General features: G+C 54.2%; 12 protein-coding genes. 5 read left to right on the plus strand and 7 right to left on the minus strand.

What is annotated here, in order from left to right:
* Positions 1 to 15 precede the first annotated feature (15 nt).
* Positions 16 to 591: an RNA polymerase sigma factor gene (locus ABD931_RS02270; protein WP_345263519.1), complete on the plus strand. Its 576-nt coding sequence runs from the start codon at positions 16 to 18 to the stop codon at positions 589 to 591.
* The gene (locus ABD931_RS02275; RefSeq protein WP_345263521.1) at positions 572 to 1,789 is read left to right on the plus strand and encodes a hypothetical protein; all 1,218 of its coding nucleotides are present in this window, start codon (positions 572 to 574) and stop codon (positions 1,787 to 1,789) included. Before ABD931_RS02270 ends, ABD931_RS02275 begins: the two co-directional genes overlap by 20 nt.
* Before the next feature lie 108 nt (positions 1,790 to 1,897).
* On the opposite strand, the gene ABD931_RS02280 is transcribed toward ABD931_RS02275, so the two are convergent.
* From ABD931_RS02280 to ABD931_RS02290, 3 genes are all read right to left on the minus strand, one after another.
* On the minus strand, positions 1,898 to 2,671 hold the full coding sequence (locus tag ABD931_RS02280) for a LytR/AlgR family response regulator transcription factor (RefSeq protein WP_345263523.1): 774 nt from the start codon (positions 2,669 to 2,671) through the stop codon (positions 1,898 to 1,900).
* 97 nt (positions 2,672 to 2,768) lie between these two features.
* Entirely contained in the window at positions 2,769 to 3,770 is a 1,002-nt protein-coding gene (locus ABD931_RS02285; RefSeq protein WP_345263525.1) for a sensor histidine kinase, read from the minus strand.
* Positions 3,771 to 3,786: 16 nt separating this feature from the next.
* Positions 3,787 to 4,557: a head GIN domain-containing protein gene (locus tag ABD931_RS02290; RefSeq protein WP_345263527.1), complete on the minus strand. Its 771-nt coding sequence runs from the start codon at positions 4,555 to 4,557 to the stop codon at positions 3,787 to 3,789.
* Positions 4,558 to 4,813: 256 nt separating this feature from the next.
* Between ABD931_RS02290 and ABD931_RS02295 the strand changes: the two genes are divergently transcribed.
* Positions 4,814 to 5,332 carry a DUF4494 domain-containing protein gene (locus ABD931_RS02295; RefSeq protein WP_345263529.1) on the plus strand — a complete coding sequence of 173 codons (519 nt, stop codon included), beginning with the start codon at positions 4,814 to 4,816 and terminating at the stop codon, positions 5,330 to 5,332.
* Between the two features lie 46 nt (positions 5,333 to 5,378).
* On the opposite strand, the gene ABD931_RS02300 is transcribed toward ABD931_RS02295, so the two are convergent.
* Together ABD931_RS02300 and ABD931_RS02305 are read right to left on the minus strand one after the other, a co-directional pair.
* Positions 5,379 to 6,299, minus strand: a complete 921-nt coding sequence (locus ABD931_RS02300) for a hypothetical protein (RefSeq protein WP_345263530.1) — start codon at positions 6,297 to 6,299, stop codon at positions 5,379 to 5,381.
* A gap of 96 nt (positions 6,300 to 6,395) precedes the next feature.
* Entirely contained in the window at positions 6,396 to 7,199 is an 804-nt protein-coding gene (locus ABD931_RS02305; protein ID WP_345263532.1) for a toxin-antitoxin system YwqK family antitoxin, read from the minus strand.
* A gap of 173 nt (positions 7,200 to 7,372) precedes the next feature.
* Between ABD931_RS02305 and ABD931_RS02310 the strand changes: the two genes are divergently transcribed.
* Complete coding sequence (locus ABD931_RS02310; protein ID WP_370469299.1) at positions 7,373 to 8,602, plus strand: acyltransferase family protein; 1,230 nt, start codon at positions 7,373 to 7,375, stop codon at positions 8,600 to 8,602.
* Positions 8,603 to 8,614: 12 nt separating this feature from the next.
* Here the strand turns inward: ABD931_RS02310 and ABD931_RS02315 are convergent, their stop codons facing one another.
* Together ABD931_RS02315 and ABD931_RS02320 are read right to left on the minus strand one after the other, a co-directional pair.
* Positions 8,615 to 10,156, minus strand: a complete 1,542-nt coding sequence (locus ABD931_RS02315; RefSeq protein WP_345263534.1) for an FG-GAP repeat domain-containing protein — start codon at positions 10,154 to 10,156, stop codon at positions 8,615 to 8,617.
* A 23-nt stretch (positions 10,157 to 10,179) separates the two neighbouring features.
* On the minus strand, positions 10,180 to 13,863 hold the full coding sequence (locus ABD931_RS02320; protein ID WP_345263536.1) for a CRTAC1 family protein: 3,684 nt from the start codon (positions 13,861 to 13,863) through the stop codon (positions 10,180 to 10,182).
* Positions 13,864 to 14,288: 425 nt separating this feature from the next.
* Here ABD931_RS02320 and ABD931_RS02325 point away from each other — a divergent pair, with 425 nt between their 5' ends.
* The gene (locus ABD931_RS02325) at positions 14,289 to 17,531 is read left to right on the plus strand and encodes a SusC/RagA family TonB-linked outer membrane protein (RefSeq protein ID WP_345263538.1); all 3,243 of its coding nucleotides are present in this window, start codon (positions 14,289 to 14,291) and stop codon (positions 17,529 to 17,531) included.
* The last annotated feature ends 16 nt before the right edge of the window (positions 17,532 to 17,547 follow it).

Consider the following 17,547-nt stretch of genomic DNA (forward strand, 5'->3'; position numbering starts at 1 on the left):
CACCCACTTCATCCGTTGACCGACCAATCGCTCGTTGACCTGGTCGCCGGTTGCCGCCGGAAGCAGCAATCGGCCATGAAGGCGTTCTACGAACGTTTTTACGGCTACGCCCTGTCCGTTTGTCTGGCCTATGCCGATAACCCGGATGATGCCCGTGAACTGGTCAACGACGGTTTTCTTAAAGTGTTCAGCCGGCTCGATGAACTCCGGAGCCTGGATGGATTGACGCCCTGGCTCCGGCGAATCATGGTCAACACGGCCATTGACCATTACCGCAAACAGCTAAAGCGACCCACGGCAGTTTCAGCCGAAGCCGTGTCGCACCGGCTGGAGGAGCCTTACCTGAACGATGAAGCTATTTTTGCCCAACTGTCGGCGGAGCATATCCTGGCGGTGTTGCATCAGTTGGCCGTACCGTACCGGCTGGTGTTTAGCCTGTACGTGCTGGAAGGCTACAGCCACCGGGAGATTGGCGAGCGCCTGACCATTACCGAAAGTACATCGAGGTCGCATTTGACGGAAGCCAACCGGCTGTTACGAAAGTTGTTGGCTACCCAGGTTAACCAAAGCCATGAGCGAGCAAAACGATAACGAACTCCACAACTGGGTGCGCCGGACGCTGCACGAGTACCGGCCCGATCCGGACCCGCAGGGCTGGGCGCAGATGCAGCGTAAACTGCAACGGCGTCGCTGGTGGCGATGGTCTGCCGTAGGCGGTCTGCTGCTGGTGTTGGTTGGCATCGGCTGGTGGTTCCGGCAGGACATGCCGGAACCGAACGCCCGGCCGCTTTCCGGAGCCGTTCTGCCGCAACGCCCCGGTCCGGCTCCAACTTCAGGACCCCTTGAAGAAAGTGCGCTAGTGGCCAATGCCGGTGAACAGCATGAAGCAGACACCAGGCCGTTACCTGTCGCGAAAAAGGTTTCGATAGCTGGAAAAAAAGTGGAGTTAGATGATATGAAACCAGCCGCGCCAACGCTGACACTCCAACCGATGCTGCCCCGCTTGCCGGGACCGCGAAGCCGGCCACTGAGACTGCCGGAGGTATTGTTCGATGCTACCTACGAAACTATAAAACAGCAGGTGCTGACTGGTACTATTGGCGCAGATTCGACCACCTATAACGTGCTGAGCCGGAACGCAGCCCGCTGGCCCGATGCCGTGCTGGTGTGCGATTTTACTACCAGTATGTATCCCTACAGCACGCAGTTGTTTGCCTGGTTTCGGCAAAATGCCCGCAACCGCTCCATCAACGGGATGGTGTTCTTCACCGACTGTGATAGTTTGGGGCAGGAGACTCGCCCGAATGGACCGGCCGGTCAGATGTTTGTGAACAGGGAGCGCGACCCGGCAAAAGCCTTGCCTGTTCTGCTGGATGCCGCCCGGAATACCATCAATAATGTCGACGAGAACGAGAACGATATAGCAGCGCTGCTGTTTGCGCAACAAACTTTCCCAAATGCTAAGCACCTGATTCTGCTGGGCGATAACGCCAGCGGGGTCAAAGATATGGCGCTGCTGAACAGGGTTACCAAACCGGTGCATGTGGTATTGTGCGGCAGTACTGGGGATTCGGCGCTGGCATTCCAGCCGGATTACTACACCATTGCCCGCCAGACGGGCGGTACCTTACACGCCATTGCCGACGACCTTGATCCGAGACAAATCGCCCCCGATACCTGGTTGCAGATCGGCCATCGCTATTACCGCTACCATGCCCGCCGGAACCAGTTCGTACTGACCCGGTTCCGGCTGCGCCCTATCCTGGTTCTGGGCCTTTTCTGGTTATAAGAAAAAAACGTTTGTCCTCGCCCGTCTCGCGTTACAAACGCGGACGAGCGTAGCTTACATCCTGTAAATCCTTCTAATCCTGTATAAATCCTGATTCCCTGGTTCAGACTACCTATCCAGCCACTCCTTAAACCCCTCCGCTTTCTCCCGGCTCACGAAGATCTCCTCCTCGGCGGGGCGGTTGTGCAGCCAGAGCCGCAGCCGGCCGTTGAAGTGGGGCTCGATGCGCTCGATGGCCGAGATCTGACTGATGTACTTGCGGTTGATGCGGTGGAAGAATTTCGGGTCCAGCTTGCCTTCCAGTTCGTCCAGCGTTTCGTCGACAATGTATTTGCGATTTTCGCCCGTGACCAGAAACACTACTTTCTCGTCGGCGTAGATGTACAGAATGTTGCGGGTATCGACCACCTCGAAACGGCCGCCCTGTTTCAGCAGAAAGCGGCTCTTGTAGGCTACGGGTTTTACGCCGTAGGCTTCCAGCACCTTTGTCAGGTTTTCGGGGGTAGAGGTATGCAGATTTCGCTTGAATTTGCCGATGGCCAGTTCCAGTTCATCTTTTTCAATGGGTTTCAGCAGGTAATCCACGCTGTTGACCTTAAATGCTTTGAGGGCATATTCATCGTAGGCGGTGGTAAAGATAACCGGCGTGGTAATATCCACCTGCTGGAAGGCCTCAAAGCTAAGGCCGTCGGCGAGCTGAATATCCATCAGCAGCAAATCCGGCGAGGGGCGACCCGTGGCCCGATTGTTCTGCCACCACCGCACAAAGGCCCGTACGCTTTCCAGCCGGTCTACAACCTCCGCGTCCGGCTCTACCTCCTGCACCAGCGATTCCAGCCGTTTGGCCGCCAGCGGTTCGTCTTCTACGATTAATATTTTCATTTTTTTTAGTCGATGGTCGATAGTCAATAGGGGGCACTTGGCGGGCGTCAGTAAATCGTGCGTCAGCACTAATGACCAACGACTATTGACTATCGACTCATAATAGCGGTAACCTGACAATAAACTCTTTCTCCGTCTGCTGAATCTCGACCTGCCGACCGGCGAGCTGGGCGTAGCGGCTTTGCAGGTTGCGCAGTCCGATGCCGGTGGAAACGGTATTCAGCCGGCTTTTCAACTGTAGGCTGTTGCCCACAATCAGGTGCTGTCCGTCGGCGGTAATACCCACCGTCAGCGGATTTTCCTGCGAACATTCGTTATGCTTCACCACGTTTTCGAGCAGGGTCAGCAGGCCCTGAGTTACGATTTGTTTTTGTTTATCGGCCTCCGAAAGCTCAATTGCGTACCGGAAATTATCGCCGAAGCGCATGTGCTGAATGAACAGGTACGATTCGGCAATGCGCAGCTCCGTGGCCACTTCCACCGTATTCTGGTCGGAATGCTGGAGGTTATACCGGAACATCTTCGACAGCCGCTCTACAAACTGCACCGCCTTGCGGGAATCTTCCGGAATCAGGGCGGTCAGAATATTGAGCGAGTTGAACAGAAAGTGCGGGTTGATCTGGTTCTTCAGCGATTCAAATTCAGCCTTCAGCACGGCCTGTTTCAACCCCTCTTCCATCAGTAATAAGCCTTTCCAGCGCTCCACAAACGACTTCAGCGAGTACACGGCGGTGATGGCCGAGGTAATTACCCCAAACATCCCGCAGGTAAAGAAGTAATCCTCTGCCCCGAACGGTACCCGCCACATAACCTCGATCATATTGAGGAGTACAAAACCGGTCATGGCGGCTACAATGCCGCTGGATGTAAGGGTAACGGCAACGAATTTCTGCGGAGACAGTTGTTCGGCGGTGCGGTTGATCAGGTAGGGGACTACCCAGGCCAGCAGCGTATAAATGGCAAAGCCAGACGCAATCACCAGCCCAATAAGCTGAATTCTGATGGCCTTGGGTATAGCTGTATCGAGCGTCAGCAGAAAATACCCCAGCACCAGGGCCAGCAAAAGTATACCGATAAACCGGCCAATTCGATGTTTCATGAGCAGTAATAGGCGGTCAGACTCGTCCGATGGAGCTTGCTCCCGAGCTTTTGAACTGGATGCGGGGGTCTCCGCGATACTGGATCTTGCTGGCTCCGGTGGCTTCGGCCCATAGCTGGCGCAGCACGTGCAGCCGGGCAGAACAGGCTCCGGTTACGTCGATGTTCGCTTCCTCCACCTGGTAGTCGAACGCCTGGAGCTGCGATGCGCCCGTAATGTCGGCCGACAGCCGCGCGCCGTGGCCGACCAGCGTCAGCCGCGAGGCTCCGGATACATCAGCCGTCAGTTGTTCGGCATCGCCTTCGTAGTTGATGTTGCAGGCTCCGCTGATATTGAGGTCCATCGTTTGTTGTTTCGTAAAGCCATTGAGTTGCACGGTACAGGCACCCGAGACGTCGAGTTCCTTCAGTTCCGGCGTGGTGATGGTCAGGAACAGATCACGTTGCCGGCGCCAGAAGCCGAAGCGGGAGCCGAGTTTCAGCATCTTGCCGTATTGGCGTACCCGCAGGCAGTTGATGGCCCGGCGGGTGCCGCGCAGGGTCATAGTCGAATTGTGGCCGGGCGTTACCAGCACATTCAACGCTCCCCAGATTTCCAGGGAATCAAATTGGCTGAGATCACGGTTCTCGGTAACATCTTCGTAGGATTCTTTGCCCACCTGCCACCAAACGGTGCTGATAAGGGCCAGCAGCCCGACCGACAGCAGGATCAGGTGGAGGTAATGATTGACAGCATCAGGCGCTAACAGGTCCATACCCAGTAAATTAACAGGCAGTAAAGTACTCATTTTCTGGTTAGGTGTGGATAGAAGGATGCCTCAAAGTTGGCAGAAGCCGGTGCCGAACGCAATTGAAGTTCGATGAATCACCAAAATGAGCGGATGATTGCCGACGCTAAAAAGATGAGCTGTTCCGCTTCCTTCATTCCCATAAAGGCTTATTTTTGCTCCCCGCTTTAAAACCATGTGCCCGAAATTTAAACTGTAAAACGACTCTGGTTAATAACCTCAAACTTCAACCCTCGAACTTCAAACGAAAAAAGATATGCCCAGCTGGTTTTTAGGAAAAATACGTTACCAACAAACCGACGATTCGCTGACCGATACCCGACAGGACGGCTCCGGCGAACTGCCCCGGCTCAAGACCATCAACGAAGCCTACCTGCTCGATGCCGTCTCGTACACCGACGCCGAAGCGCGGCTGTACCGGCTGGTCGCCGACAACACGCCTGAGTTCAACATCACCGCCATCCGGCCCATGCGCCTGAGCGATGTGTTTCACTTTGAAGGGGGAGAAAAATGGTATAAATGCAAGGTCATTTACATGACCGAAGACGAACGCAGCGGCAAAGAGAAGAAGGTCATTAACATGATGCTGGTGAACGCCGAAACCGTGAAAGAAGCCCACGCCCGCATTGAAGAAAGCCTGCGGACCATGCTGGTGCCCTTCGAGATCACCGATATTAACCTGACACCCATTCTGGAGGTATGGCCGTATGAGCCGGAAGAAGAGAAGATTCCGGCCAACCTGCGGCCCCTGAGCGAAGTGAACGGTCAGGCGTAATCAGAAGCAAAAATCCCCGGCCACCTGACCGGGGATTTTTGCTGTATTAAAGGCGCATGGGTCGGCTGGGCCGCTGAAATCTGGTGGACACCAGCCGGATGCCGGCACTTACCCAGTAGGGCAGAATCACCTGCCCGCCAATGCCCTTCCCCATGGTCATGTCGATCTGAAAGAGGTCGCTGAAGAAATGCCGGAAACCGACCTGATAGGCCGTGCCTGTGCCCGGCACATAGGGGTCGCCGGAGAACAATTCGCCTACCAGGTGAAAACCGCCCAGGGTTCTCACCTGCGTGCCAAAACCCCAGGTGCCTACCACATTGTTGCTCCGATCAATATACAGGTAATTAGCCCCCATATTGCCGTGCAGCAGCAGATCTTCGCGTTGCCCGAAAACCTGCGAAATGGTCAGAAAGCCGAAGGAGCCGTAGCCGGAGGGCCTGAACGAGCCAATACCGTTAGGCAGAAAGGTGCCCACCACCATCCCGATGCCCGGCCATTCGCCCGGTCGGTATTCGCGAAACAGAAACTTCCCCTGTATCAGCGGCAGGGCGTACGAAAACTGCCTCCGGTCGCCGTCGGGGTGCTCTTCGACACCGAATACCCCACCTACCGAAATCTCGATCTTCGCCGTAGGCCCGTAGGCAACTATCAGCCATTGCTGAAAATTTTCCTTCTCTACCCGCGCCCAGGCTTCCAGTTGGGCCAGCCGGTAGCCGATAACTCGGGAATCGTCGGTAATAAACGGCCGCACCTCCGGCTTAGCAGTGGCTGTGGCCGGTTGCAGCCACAACCGACTAAACGATTGATACGGCAGGTCGGGGGAATCAGCGGATGACCCAGTGTTTTCCGGCTGCGCAGGCCGAAGCATAACCAGACTGTCTGTATAAACAGATGCGCTCCCGGTTGCTGCGTTGCCGCAGACCGAAAGCAATAACCAGGACAAAATAGATATAAAGCGCTGCTGCATGGTATGCTTCCGTTGAGTGAGGTTGAGAACATATACTCACCCGATAGAATCGGCGCCGGCGAAAAAAGTTATTAGGATCTAATTAGACTTACCTGGCTACCGGCTCACATGGTCCGGGCTTTTCCGGATAGACAGTACACCCTTTCGGTACCGGACCGATAGCGAAACGGTGGAGCGAATCGGGATGCTATCAAACGTAGCCGGCTTCCATTTCGGCATATCGTCAAAGGCATCCATCAGAAAAGCAGGTTCCTCCTCGTCGACTATCCCGAGCGGTTTGCTGGTATGGGTCTTTCCTTGCTGGGTTGGGAGAATAAAAAACAGGTTTTCGACTGAGCCGTCGGCCGCTACGTCAAAATGTACCAGCAATCGGGAGGCCCGTAACGGGTGAATACCCTGGTCGATGTAGTGTTGAACATACCGGACCAACGCTTCCGGCCCGTTGGTAAACTGCGCTTCCTGTAAAAATTCCGCGCAGGCGACTACCTCACCCGATGAACTATAACAGGTCGCTTTTTTGCGTACACCATGTTTATAATACTCTCTGCGCTTAAGGCTGCCGTCTTCATTGTATACCAGAAAAGAACCATGTTTCTTGTTGTATCTGAAATCACTGGTCCAGTAAAGCTTACCGCCTGGATACCAGTATCTGGTAAAGCCACTCCTGATACGCTTTTTGTAATCGCTGAATTGCTCTTCCATCTGTAACACCCCGTCTGTGGTATACGTTCGTACGGTAGCCAGCAGGTTGTATGAGTCGTGGTAAATAACCTCTTCAATCCGGTTGCCGAAGTCATGCCGTTCTTTCCGCCCATAGGTTCGGTCATCGGGAGTGGCAGCGAGCAAGGTGACCAGTAGCAGGCCCGGTAAGGACAGCAGAAGCGGACGTGGCGTTGCCATGGGTTTTGGGGCTTAAGGTGTGGTAATTCAGACTTTGCCCAAAGACGACCGAAATACCTGAACGTTGCAGCCACACAGGTTAAAATCTATTAAAGCGCTACCAGTAGCATAAATAAGGCAAAGTGTATAATTTACGGCCGCCTTTATAAACCGAACCCTGAATCTTCTCTGTTATGCTTACCCTGCAAAATTCGGAGTCGCAGACCGATGCCGCTGGTTTAACCACCCAGTTCCGGGCGGGCCGGCTCATGTCGATGGATGCGTATCGTGGCTTTGTGATGTTTCTGATGATGGCCGAGATTATCAATCTGGGCCGGGTGTCCCGGCTAAATCCCGAAAGTTCGTTCTGGCGTTTTCTGGCCTTTAACCAGGATCATGTGCCCTGGTTTGGTTGTTCGCTGCACGACCTGATTCAGCCCTCGTTTTCGTTTCTGGTTGGCGTGGCTCTGCCGTATTCCATGGCCAGCCGGGCGGCCACGGGCCGTTCGTTCGGGAGTCAGTTCGGTCATGCCGTCCGCCGGTCGCTGATCCTGATTTTGCTGGGTATCTTTCTGCGGTCGGTACACCGGGAGCAGACTAATTTTACGTTTGAGGACACACTGACGCAGATTGGCCTTGGCTATCCGTTCCTGTTTTTGCTGGGCTACCGGCCCAACCGGCAGGTCTGGCTGGCGCTGGCGGCTATCCTGTTCGGGTACTGGCTGGCGTTTGTGCTGTACCCGCTGCCAGGCCCGGGTTTCGACTATACCGCCGTGGGGGTACCCGCCGACTGGCCTTACCACCGCACCGGCCTTGCGGGGCATTTCAACAAGAACAGCAACCTGGCCTGGGCGTTTGATACCTGGTTTCTGAACCTCTTTCCCCGCCCAAAACCGTTTTTGTTCAACGGGGGTGGGTATGCGACTTTGAGTTTTATTCCCACGCTGGGAACGATGGTCTTAGGGCTGATTGCCGGTCGGTGGCTGCGCTCGGGCCTGCTCCCAACCGAACTGCTGAAGCGGTTTCTGATTGCCGGCGTTCTGGGTTTGGTGGGGGGCTGGCTGCTGACGATAACCGGCATCAGCCCGTCGATCAAACGCATCTGGTCGCCGGGCTGGGTGTTGTTCAGCGGGGGCTGGTGTTTTCTGCTGCTGGCCGCTTTTTACTACCTGATCGATGTTCGGACATGGCGCGGCTGGGCCTTTCCGCTGGTGGTCATCGGCATGAACTCCATTGCCATCTACGTTCTGTCGCACCTGATCGACGGTTTTATAATCGATACGCTCAAAATTCACCTTGGCCAGCAGGTGTTCTCCGTCCTGGGCGATTCGTACAAAACCCTGCTGAGCGGAACGGCGGTGCTGCTGATTTTCTGGCTGATGCTGTACTGGATGTATAAACGGAAACTGTTTATTCGGGTGTAACCCTACAGCGCTTCATAAAGTTACCCGTTGCTTTGTCTGATTTTCGAGCAGCCAAAGGCCCTTGTCTGTATTAACCTGGCCGGAGCGTTTCCGGAGCATGAACGAGCCCAGGAGCAGGTCCAGATCGCCGTCGTGGTCGTAATCGGCTTTCTCCAGCAGCATCCACTGACCTACTCCATTATCGGAAAAGGTCTGTGGAGTAAAACGCAGCTTGCCGGTATTGGTAAAGTAAATAAACTGTTCGGCTGGTCTTGCCTGGGCGTCCGGGAACATGGAGATGGCCGCAATGTCCAGATCGCCGTCCTGGTCAAAATCATGGGCAATGGCTTTGGCCGCTCCGTGCATGGGGTAAAACCAGGCTTGTCTGAAGTGGTTCCGGCCATCGTTCAGAAAGATCCGGACGCCGTGGTAGGGTTTCAGAATCTTGGAGTAATCGGCATTGTCGCCGTTGGTGTACAGAATATCCGGATGGCCATCACCGTTAAAATCGGCCAGTTCGGCATAACTGGAGCCGTACACGGGCGGAAAGCGCAGCACTACCTGCTTCTCAAACAGGTTAAAACCCCGGTTCCAGTAAATAGCCACCGACTCGTCGCCCTGCGTCAGCAACGCCATAATGTCGGGCTTGCCGTCGTGGTTAAAGTCGTGGACCTGCACCGTTCGGGTACCGGGGGCGTAGTCTAGAATGCGCTCCTGGTACGTGCCATTCGGCTGCTGTTCAAAAAGCGTCAGTTTACCCACCGTATTGCCGAACTGCGCAACCAGGATGTCGTTCCGCCCATCCTGGTTAAAATCGGCCGTGAGTTGCTGTACCGGTCGGTGCAGGTGGTTGACCAGGGGTGTAATCTGGGTGGTTGAGGAGGTCTGACCGGGTTTTACCGTAACCAGTTGGCCTTTCCGGCTATCGTTGGGGTCCATAACACCCATCAGCAGCACCTGCGCCAGTCCGTTCGGCAGCATGGTCAGGTCGGAGGGGGTGCTGGGCAGGTAATTGGTGTCCAGTGTCCGGAATTGGTTGTCGGTCTGGTACAGGTTGCCGTTTCGCAGGCCGATCCAGAGTTGCTGCCGGGTGGAGTCATGGTGAATCAGCGTTACCAGCGGAGGAACCGGAATGGGCGCCGGTTTGGCGTGAAATAGCGATAGGGTAGGCTGAACCGGCTGCCGGGTGGGCTGAGCGGGCAGGCTGTCGGGTGCCAGGGTGGTGTAATAGGCTACGATTTTCTGCCAGTCGGCCGGATGCATCTGCGGAGTGCCGGGGTAGATGCCTACCTGCATTAGGGTATCGGCATCGGCCGACGGCAGGTTGCTGATGACGTTGATAATGTCGTCGCTCATGCCCAGCCGCAGGGCCATCTGGGGTAGCACACCATTGCGCCAGGCATCTTTAGTGAGCAAATCGGGAGCCGGCAGCATATGACAACTGCCGCAGTGCCGGGTGGCCAGTTCGGCACCCGACAAATCGGAGGGCTGCTGGGTATCTGATTTGGCAAAGAAACAACTCTGAGCAAGAATAGCCACTATACTGGCCAGTATAATAAAACGCATAAGGTTCATGATAGGGCAGCGGTTTGGGGTGGTTAGTTGGTAGAAACCAGGGTGGTTCCAACCGTAACCGGACGACGTTGCCCTTTTGAGTCAATAAGTTCTACGGCTTTTACGCCCGGTGGCAGCGGTAACTCCCGCGCACATTGCGAGAGAAACGACTGTCCGTAGCAGAATTCCGCTTTTTCACGCCGGCCATCGCTGTGGGTAATCACCGCAGCAATGTCGGTAGGTTTGAGTTTGACTACCTGAGCGGGTCGGCCACTGCGGAAGGCTTTCAGCGGCCCTCGGTTTTGGGTGGCCACAAGTAAGCGGTGGCCGCCGGCATCGGTCAGGCTGGTCAGGCCTTTGGCGTTGCCGGGTACGTAAAAACCACTGGCCGCCGGAGGCACCGCAGTGAAGTTGCCTTTACCGTCGCCGGTCAGCAACAGCCCGTTCAGGGCATCGAGCCGCCCAACAAATACCTCGTTGCTGTAGTCATTGCCCACCAGCAGCACATCCGAATGGCCATCCTGGTTAAAATCGCCTGCTATCATGCCGAAAACCGGGGCTAACTGAGCCTGAACGGGCAGTTCCCGTAGTTGGAACCGGCCATTGCCCAGATTCTCGACATAGGCCGATTTCATGTAATTGGCCCGCAGCACAATGGCGTCTTTCAGCTCTTCCTCCTTCAGCAGTTTGTCGATGGATGCCTCCGCAAAATCTTTGTAGAGCGGAAAACGCGCACGCATAGAGATCATCTGTTTAATGAGATCTTCGCGGCCGTGATAGGTAAACTCCTTCCGCTTGCCGTTCTGGTTGGGGAAGTAAGTAGTCAGAATGGCATCGTAAAAACCGTTGTTGTCGAAGTCTTTGGCGTAAACCGATATGGGTTCCTTTACACTCGCCTGGGTGAGGGTATTGGTGCCCAGATTACCGGCTACATAATCCATATCACCGTCGTGGTCGATATCTACGGCCAGCAGGCTGTTCCACCAGCCGATAGCATCGGTTTCCCCGTCGGGGAGCTTTATGGTTTGCCGGTTGGTGAGTTTGCCGTTCACGTTCTCCAGAAAGGTCAGCGGCATCCATTCGCCGGCCAGCATCAGGTCCATCCATCCGTCATTGTTATAATCGGTCCAGAGGGCATCGCAGACCAGCCCCAGGTTGAGCAGGTCGCCGGCTACCGAGGCTGTGACATCCGTAAATTTGGGCTCACCCGGTTTGGAGTCATTGCGCAGAATGAAACTGGACACCGGCTTCGGATACTGGCCGGGCTCCACGCGACCACCCACAAACAAGTCCAGATCGCCGTCGCGATCAAAATCGGCGGCTTTCACGCAGGATTTACTAATCAGACTCTTCGGCAGGGCCTGCGTGGCTACGCTGAAATTTCCCGTTCCGTCGTTGATAAACAGCCGGTCCTGGTAGGCCGGGTTGTTCGGTTCGGCTTCAAAACTACCGCTGGCAATGTACAGGTCGAGGTCACCGTCGCCGTCGGCGTCAAACAGCAGCGTGCCCATGTCTTCTTCCTGCTTGGGGCTGGTCGGACGGCCATAACTCACCGCCCCTACCGGGGGCGGAGGAATGTTGGCCGGCCCCGGCAGCAGGTCCTGCCGGACAAAGGTGCCCTGCGCCGTTTGCAGGTAAAAAGTCCCTTTCTGCGATTTGGAGCCGCCGATAAACAGGTCATCCAGACCATCACCGTTCACGTCGCCGGCCGACACTGCCGGGGCAAACTGCGAGAGCTTATGCGGTAGCAGTTTCTGAAGGTTAAAATCAATGAATTCCGGCTCCTGATGCACAAAATTCAGCCTGAGCGAATCCGTAACATCCCGGAAAATGGGGCGCGACGGACTGGTGGGGGGCAGATGCGCCGGCTCCGACGCATTCCGGATGTCGACCGTCAGCACCTGATTCGCTTTCACCTGATGGAGAGTCTGGGCTTTGGCCGGCCGGCCTTCGTAGGCGGGCCAGGTAATTTTTACTTCAGCGACGGTGGAAACAGGACCCAGGCCGAAATGGGCCGTGGGTTCTACAGTCGACAGGTAGCCGCGGTAGGGCGAGTGCTCATACACTTGTTTTTTACCATTGTCGTAGGTAATTTCCACAAAGGCACCCAGGCCCATTCGGTTTTGAGCACTGCCGTTGAACCGAATCCGCAGGTAGTTGGCTTCGCTGGGTTTGGTTTCCATCAGATTGTTGCGGTAGACAAACGCCGAGTCGTTGATGTTGTTGACCACAAAATCCAGGTCACCGTCGTTGTCCAGATCGCCATATGCGGCACCGTCGGAGAACGACGGCTGGTTTAGCCCCCAGTCCTTTGTAACGTCTTTAAATGTCAGGTCCCCTTTGTTGCGAAAGGCATAATTACTGATTTTGACCACCGGGATCTGGCTGAGGGTGTAACTTTTGCTGGCCACCGACGAGCTGTTGGCCCGGAACTGCATAAAATCGCGGTCGGTAATGTCTTTGGGAAAGCCGTTGGTGATGATAATATCCCGATAGCCATCATGGTCAAAATCGACCACCATGGGGGTCCAGCTCCAGTCAGTCTCGGCTATCTGTGCCATTAGACTGATATCGCTGAAGACCGGCCGGCGTTTATTCAGCGAATCGGCCGGGCCGGCTGAGGTGTCCGCCGGTATGAATCCCTGGTTTAACTGTAAGGTATTGCGGGTGTATTGATAATTGAACCCGTATTCGTCATTATTGAGGTAAGTCTGATAATTATTGGGGCTCAGGAACACCTTTTTGCGGAGGTTATCCTGCGGGAGCATATCTACGGCGATGACATCCATCAAACCATCGTTGTTAATATCCGTCACATCATTACCCATGGCCGTGCTGCTGGTGTGCTTGAATACCTGGCCTGCCTGATCGGTGAAGGTGCCGTCGTGGTTATTTATATACAGAAGGTCGTCGCTCAGGTAATCATTCGTGACATAAATATCTTTCCAGCCGTCGCGGTTGATGTCGCAGATATTCAGGCCCAGACCATACCCTTCAATCTGAATACCGGCTTCTTTCGACACGTTGGTAAAGACCGGGTGGCCCAATTGCTCATTCCAGTCGTTGCGGTACAGGCGGTCGGTGGTGGGGGAGGAGCCGTCCGTTACTTTGGCATGATAGGCGTTCGGGTAAACTTCAATAGTATTAGTGAGTACATACAGGTCCAGGTCGCCATCGTTGTCATAATCGAAAAAGGCGGCATTGGTGGTGTGCCCATTGTCGGCAATGCCGTATTCCTTAGCCATTTCTGTAAACACCGGAATGTCTCCGGGCTTCGTTACGCCCTGGTTTACGAAGAGTAGGTTCTCGCGCCGGGTGGCCAGGTTACTAACGGTAGCGCCCACGTAGATATCCAGCCAGCCATCGTTGTTAATATCCACCAGGGCTACCCCCGAACACCATTTTCCGTCACCGTCTACGCCGGCTTTAGTAGTAATATCATCAAATTTGAAATCGCCTTTGTTCAGATAAAGCTTGTTGGCAACCTGATTGCCCGAGAAGAAAATATCCTGTAGGCCGTCGTTGTTAAAATCGCCGATGGCGGTTCCGCCCCCGTTGTAGATGTATTCAAAATCGAGGATGTTCATGGTATCGTTCTCGCTGATTCGGTTCGAGAACGTAATGCCCGACTCTTCGGCCGTAATCTGGGTAAAGAGCGGCTTCTCGCACGAACAGAACAGCACGGCGAACGATGATAAGGTAATAAACAGAACGAAAGATTGCTTCACAGATTAAATAGGGTTCAATTTCAAACAGCTAATTTACTAAAGGAACGTGTAAAACTACCAGGCTTATATTTGGTAAGCGGAAGAAAAAGCACCAGCCCGAAGCCTGACAACGCCGATAAGGGGTGTGGGGGGGGATCTATATCTGCCAGATTATGTAACTATCGGTTGCAAAAGGCTTTGTTGCATCAATCCACTAATAATCATTAACCGTGTACTTTTTTCAGGTAACCCGTAAAGTCGAATTTTTGCAAAAATTATTATAATTCAAAAAACAATATTTAATACGCATCGTTACCCATTTTCGCCTTAGAATAATTATATAAATACATTCTTACATAAAATTCATAAATCCGATTAGATTTTGAAATGTGAAGTATCTGATATAAAATTGAAACGTTTTCAAAATTTTTAACATCCCTAACCATATGATGCCAAACTTTTATCAGTCGTTAAAAACTGGTTTAGTGTTTGCACTTGTGCTGCTGCTTAGCATGAGTGTTTCAGCCCAGGACCGTCGAGTCACGGGACGAGTGACAAGTACAGACGGGCCAGTGCCTGGTGCGAACGTTGTCCTCAAAGGAACTACCACCGGTACCTCAACGGATGCCAACGGTAATTTCGCGATTAATGTGCGGGGAGCCAACCCTGTATTAGTTATCTCTGGTATCGGCTACAGATCGCAGGAGCTCGCCATCGGTAACCAGTCGAATGTTACTATTAATCTACAGGAAGATGTAACGGCGCTGAACGAAGTAATCGTGACGGGTTACTCAACCACCAACAAGCGTGATGCAACGGGTGCCGTAGCTACGGTGAAGGCCAAAGACCTGGCGATAGTTCCGACATCGAACGTTGAGCAAAACCTGCAGGGTCGTGTGGCCGGTGTAACGGTTGTGGCCCTGGGTCAGCCAGGTTCAACCAGCCAGATCCGGGTACGGGGTTTTGGTAGCTTTGGCGGTAACCAGCCGCTGTATGTAGTGGATGGGGTACCAACCAATGACATCAGCTTCCTGGCACCTGACGACATCGAGACGACCACCGTCCTGAAAGATGCCGCTTCCGCTTCTATTTACGGTGCGCGGGCCGCCAACGGGGTGATCGTGTACACCACCAAAAAAGGCTCACGTAACGCTCGTAAGCTGAACATTACGTATGATGGTCTGTACGGGGCGACCGACCCCGGCAAAGGCCAGAGAATGATGAATCCGCAGGATTTTGCGGATTGGACCAACCGGGCTTACGCCAACTCCAACCAAACGTATGCTCACCCTCAGTTTGGTTCTCTGGGACCCAACAGAACGGGTACTATCCAACTCCCGGACTACATCAATGTCGGTGGCCGTTCGGGTGTTACGGGTACTGTTGATCTAACTGCGGAGAGAGCCAAGTACAATGTTGACCCGACCGCCGGATCTATTTATCAGGTAGTACGGGCTAATAAAGAAGGTACCGACTGGTATAAGGCCATTACCCGGGTTGCTCCCCTACAGCGTCATGCGCTGGGCTTTTCCGGTGGTGGCGAAAACAACCGCTTCTACATCGGCCTGACCGCTCAGGAGCAGGCTGGCATTCTGATTAACAATCAGTTCCGCCGGTATACATTCCGGGCCAATACGGAGTTCGATATTTCTAAGAAAGTGCGCATCGGTCAGAACCTGCAGGCGACGTATCGTTCTCAGTTGGGCGGTATCGGTGATAACGGCGGTTTTGGGGTCAGTGACGATGAAAGCGTTATTCTGTCGGCCTTCCGGATGCCTTCGATCATCCCGGTATATGATGAGTTTGGAGGCTATGCCGGTACGGCTGCCAAAGGCTTCAACAACCCGCGTAACCCGGTAGCGGAGCGCGCAGGTGTGAAAAACAACCGCGGCTTCAACGCTGATCTGTTCGGTAACGTATACCTGGAGATTGATCCGATTCCGGGCTTAACCCTGCGCAGTAGCCTGGGTGGCGGTTTGGGTAACAACTATTTCTGGAACTACAGCCGTCTACAGTACGAAAACTCCGAAAACAACTCGGCCTTCGGCTACGGCGAAGGGGGCGGTTTCGGCTTCAACTGGGTACTAACCAATCAGGCAACGTATGCCAAGAAGTTCGGTCTTCACAATGTACGCGCCATAGTTGGTCAGGAAGCCCTGAACACCGGTCGTGGTAAAAACATTAGCGGTAACGGTTTGAACCCCTTCTCGACCGACCCGGATTATATCACGCTGAACACTGTATCGGCAACCGGTCGGGTGGTTGGTTCTAACTACTTTAAAGGCGTTAACTTCTATTCGTTGTTCGGTCAGTTAGAGTATAACTTCAACGAGAAGTACTATGTAACGGGAGTAGTTCGTCGGGATGGTTCATCCCGCTTCGGTGCCAACAGCCGGTACGGGGTATTCCCGGCATTCTCGGCGGCCTGGCGTGTTACATCGGAGGAGTTTATGCGGAATGCACCCTGGATTACCGACCTGAAAATTCGTGGCGGATATGGTTTGATGGGTAACTCCAACAACGTAGATCCTAACAACCAGTATAGTCTGTATGCGGCTAGTCTCGGTGCATCGGCGTATGACATCAACGGAACCAACTCCAGCGTAGCGGAAGGTTATTTCCGGACGCGGATTGGTAACCCGGATGCGCGTTGGGAAACGGCTATTACCAAAAACGTTGGTCTTGATCTCTCTATCCTGAACAATAGCTGGGAAATGAGCCTTGACCTCTGGCAGAAAGATACCCGCGACCTGTTGTTCCAGGTGCCTGTAACGCAGACAGCCGGTCCGCGGGCAGCCGTACCGTCGGTGAACGTGGCCAAGATGCTGAACCGTGGTGTTGACCTGTTGATCACCAACCGCGGCCGGATTTCGGGCGACCTGAGCTACGAGGCTACGCTGACCGGTACACTCCTGGAGAACAAGATCGTATCGCTGGCCAATGATCTGCAGTATATCAACTACATCAACCCTGGCTATCGCGGCCTGCAGCCGATCCGGAACCAGTTGGGCTACTCCATCTCGGCATTCTACGGCTATCAGGTAGCGGGCATCTTCCAGACTCAGGAAGAAGTGAATTCGGCACCACCTCAGGATGGTAAAGGCGTTGGTCGTTTCCGGTATGTGGATGTGAACGGCGACGGCCGGATCACGCCTGATGACCGGACTTATCTGGGTAGCCCGGTACCGAAGTTTACGGGTGGTTTCAACTTCACAATCCGCTATAAAGGGTTTGATCTGAACGCCTACACCTACGCGTCGGTGGGTAACAAGATCTTCAATGCCTCTAAATGGTTTACCGACTTCTACCCGTCGTTTGCCGGTGCGGCAATCAGCGAGCGCGTGAAGAACTCATGGACTCCGCAGAATCCGGGTGCAACTATCCCTATCTTCGAGACGGCGTCTAACTTCAGCACCAACCAGGTGGCCAACTCATTCTATGTTGAGAATGGTTCGTACCTGCGCTTCCAGAACCTGTCGATTGGTTATAACCTGCCGGCCAACATTCTGGAACGCCTGAGAGCTACCCGTTTGCGGATTTCTGCTTCGGTGAACAACCTGGCAACCGTCACAAAATACCAGGGCTTAGACCCGGCCGTGGGTGGTAACGCCGACACGCAGTTCGGGGTGGATGTAGGAAACTACCCGCTGACTCGCAGCTGGAACATCGGTATCAACCTTGGTTTCTAATCAATTGACCTAACCG

The organism is Nibrella viscosa (genome assembly GCF_039541875.1).
Taxonomy (GTDB): Bacteria; Bacteroidota; Bacteroidia; order Cytophagales; family Spirosomataceae; genus Nibrella; species Nibrella viscosa.

Coding starts and splice junctions, on each gene's coding strand:
- ABD931_RS02290 (WP_345263527.1), bottom strand. CDS start 4,557: ATGAGTACTTTACTGCCTGTTAATTTACTGGGTATGGACCTGTTAGCG.
- ABD931_RS02275 (WP_345263521.1), top strand. CDS start 572: ATGAGCGAGCAAAACGATAACGAACTCCACAACTGGGTGCGCCGGACG.
- ABD931_RS02295 (WP_345263529.1), top strand. CDS start 4,814: ATGCCCAGCTGGTTTTTAGGAAAAATACGTTACCAACAAACCGACGAT.
- ABD931_RS02280 (WP_345263523.1), bottom strand. CDS start 2,671: ATGAAAATATTAATCGTAGAAGACGAACCGCTGGCGGCCAAACGGCTG.
- ABD931_RS02285 (WP_345263525.1), bottom strand. CDS start 3,770: ATGAAACATCGAATTGGCCGGTTTATCGGTATACTTTTGCTGGCCCTG.
- ABD931_RS02315 (WP_345263534.1), bottom strand. CDS start 10,156: ATGAACCTTATGCGTTTTATTATACTGGCCAGTATAGTGGCTATTCTT.
- ABD931_RS02325 (WP_345263538.1), top strand. CDS start 14,289: ATGATGCCAAACTTTTATCAGTCGTTAAAAACTGGTTTAGTGTTTGCA.
- ABD931_RS02305 (WP_345263532.1), bottom strand. CDS start 7,199: ATGGCAACGCCACGTCCGCTTCTGCTGTCCTTACCGGGCCTGCTACTG.
- ABD931_RS02300 (WP_345263530.1), bottom strand. CDS start 6,299: ATGCAGCAGCGCTTTATATCTATTTTGTCCTGGTTATTGCTTTCGGTC.
- ABD931_RS02310 (WP_370469299.1), top strand. CDS start 7,373: ATGCTTACCCTGCAAAATTCGGAGTCGCAGACCGATGCCGCTGGTTTA.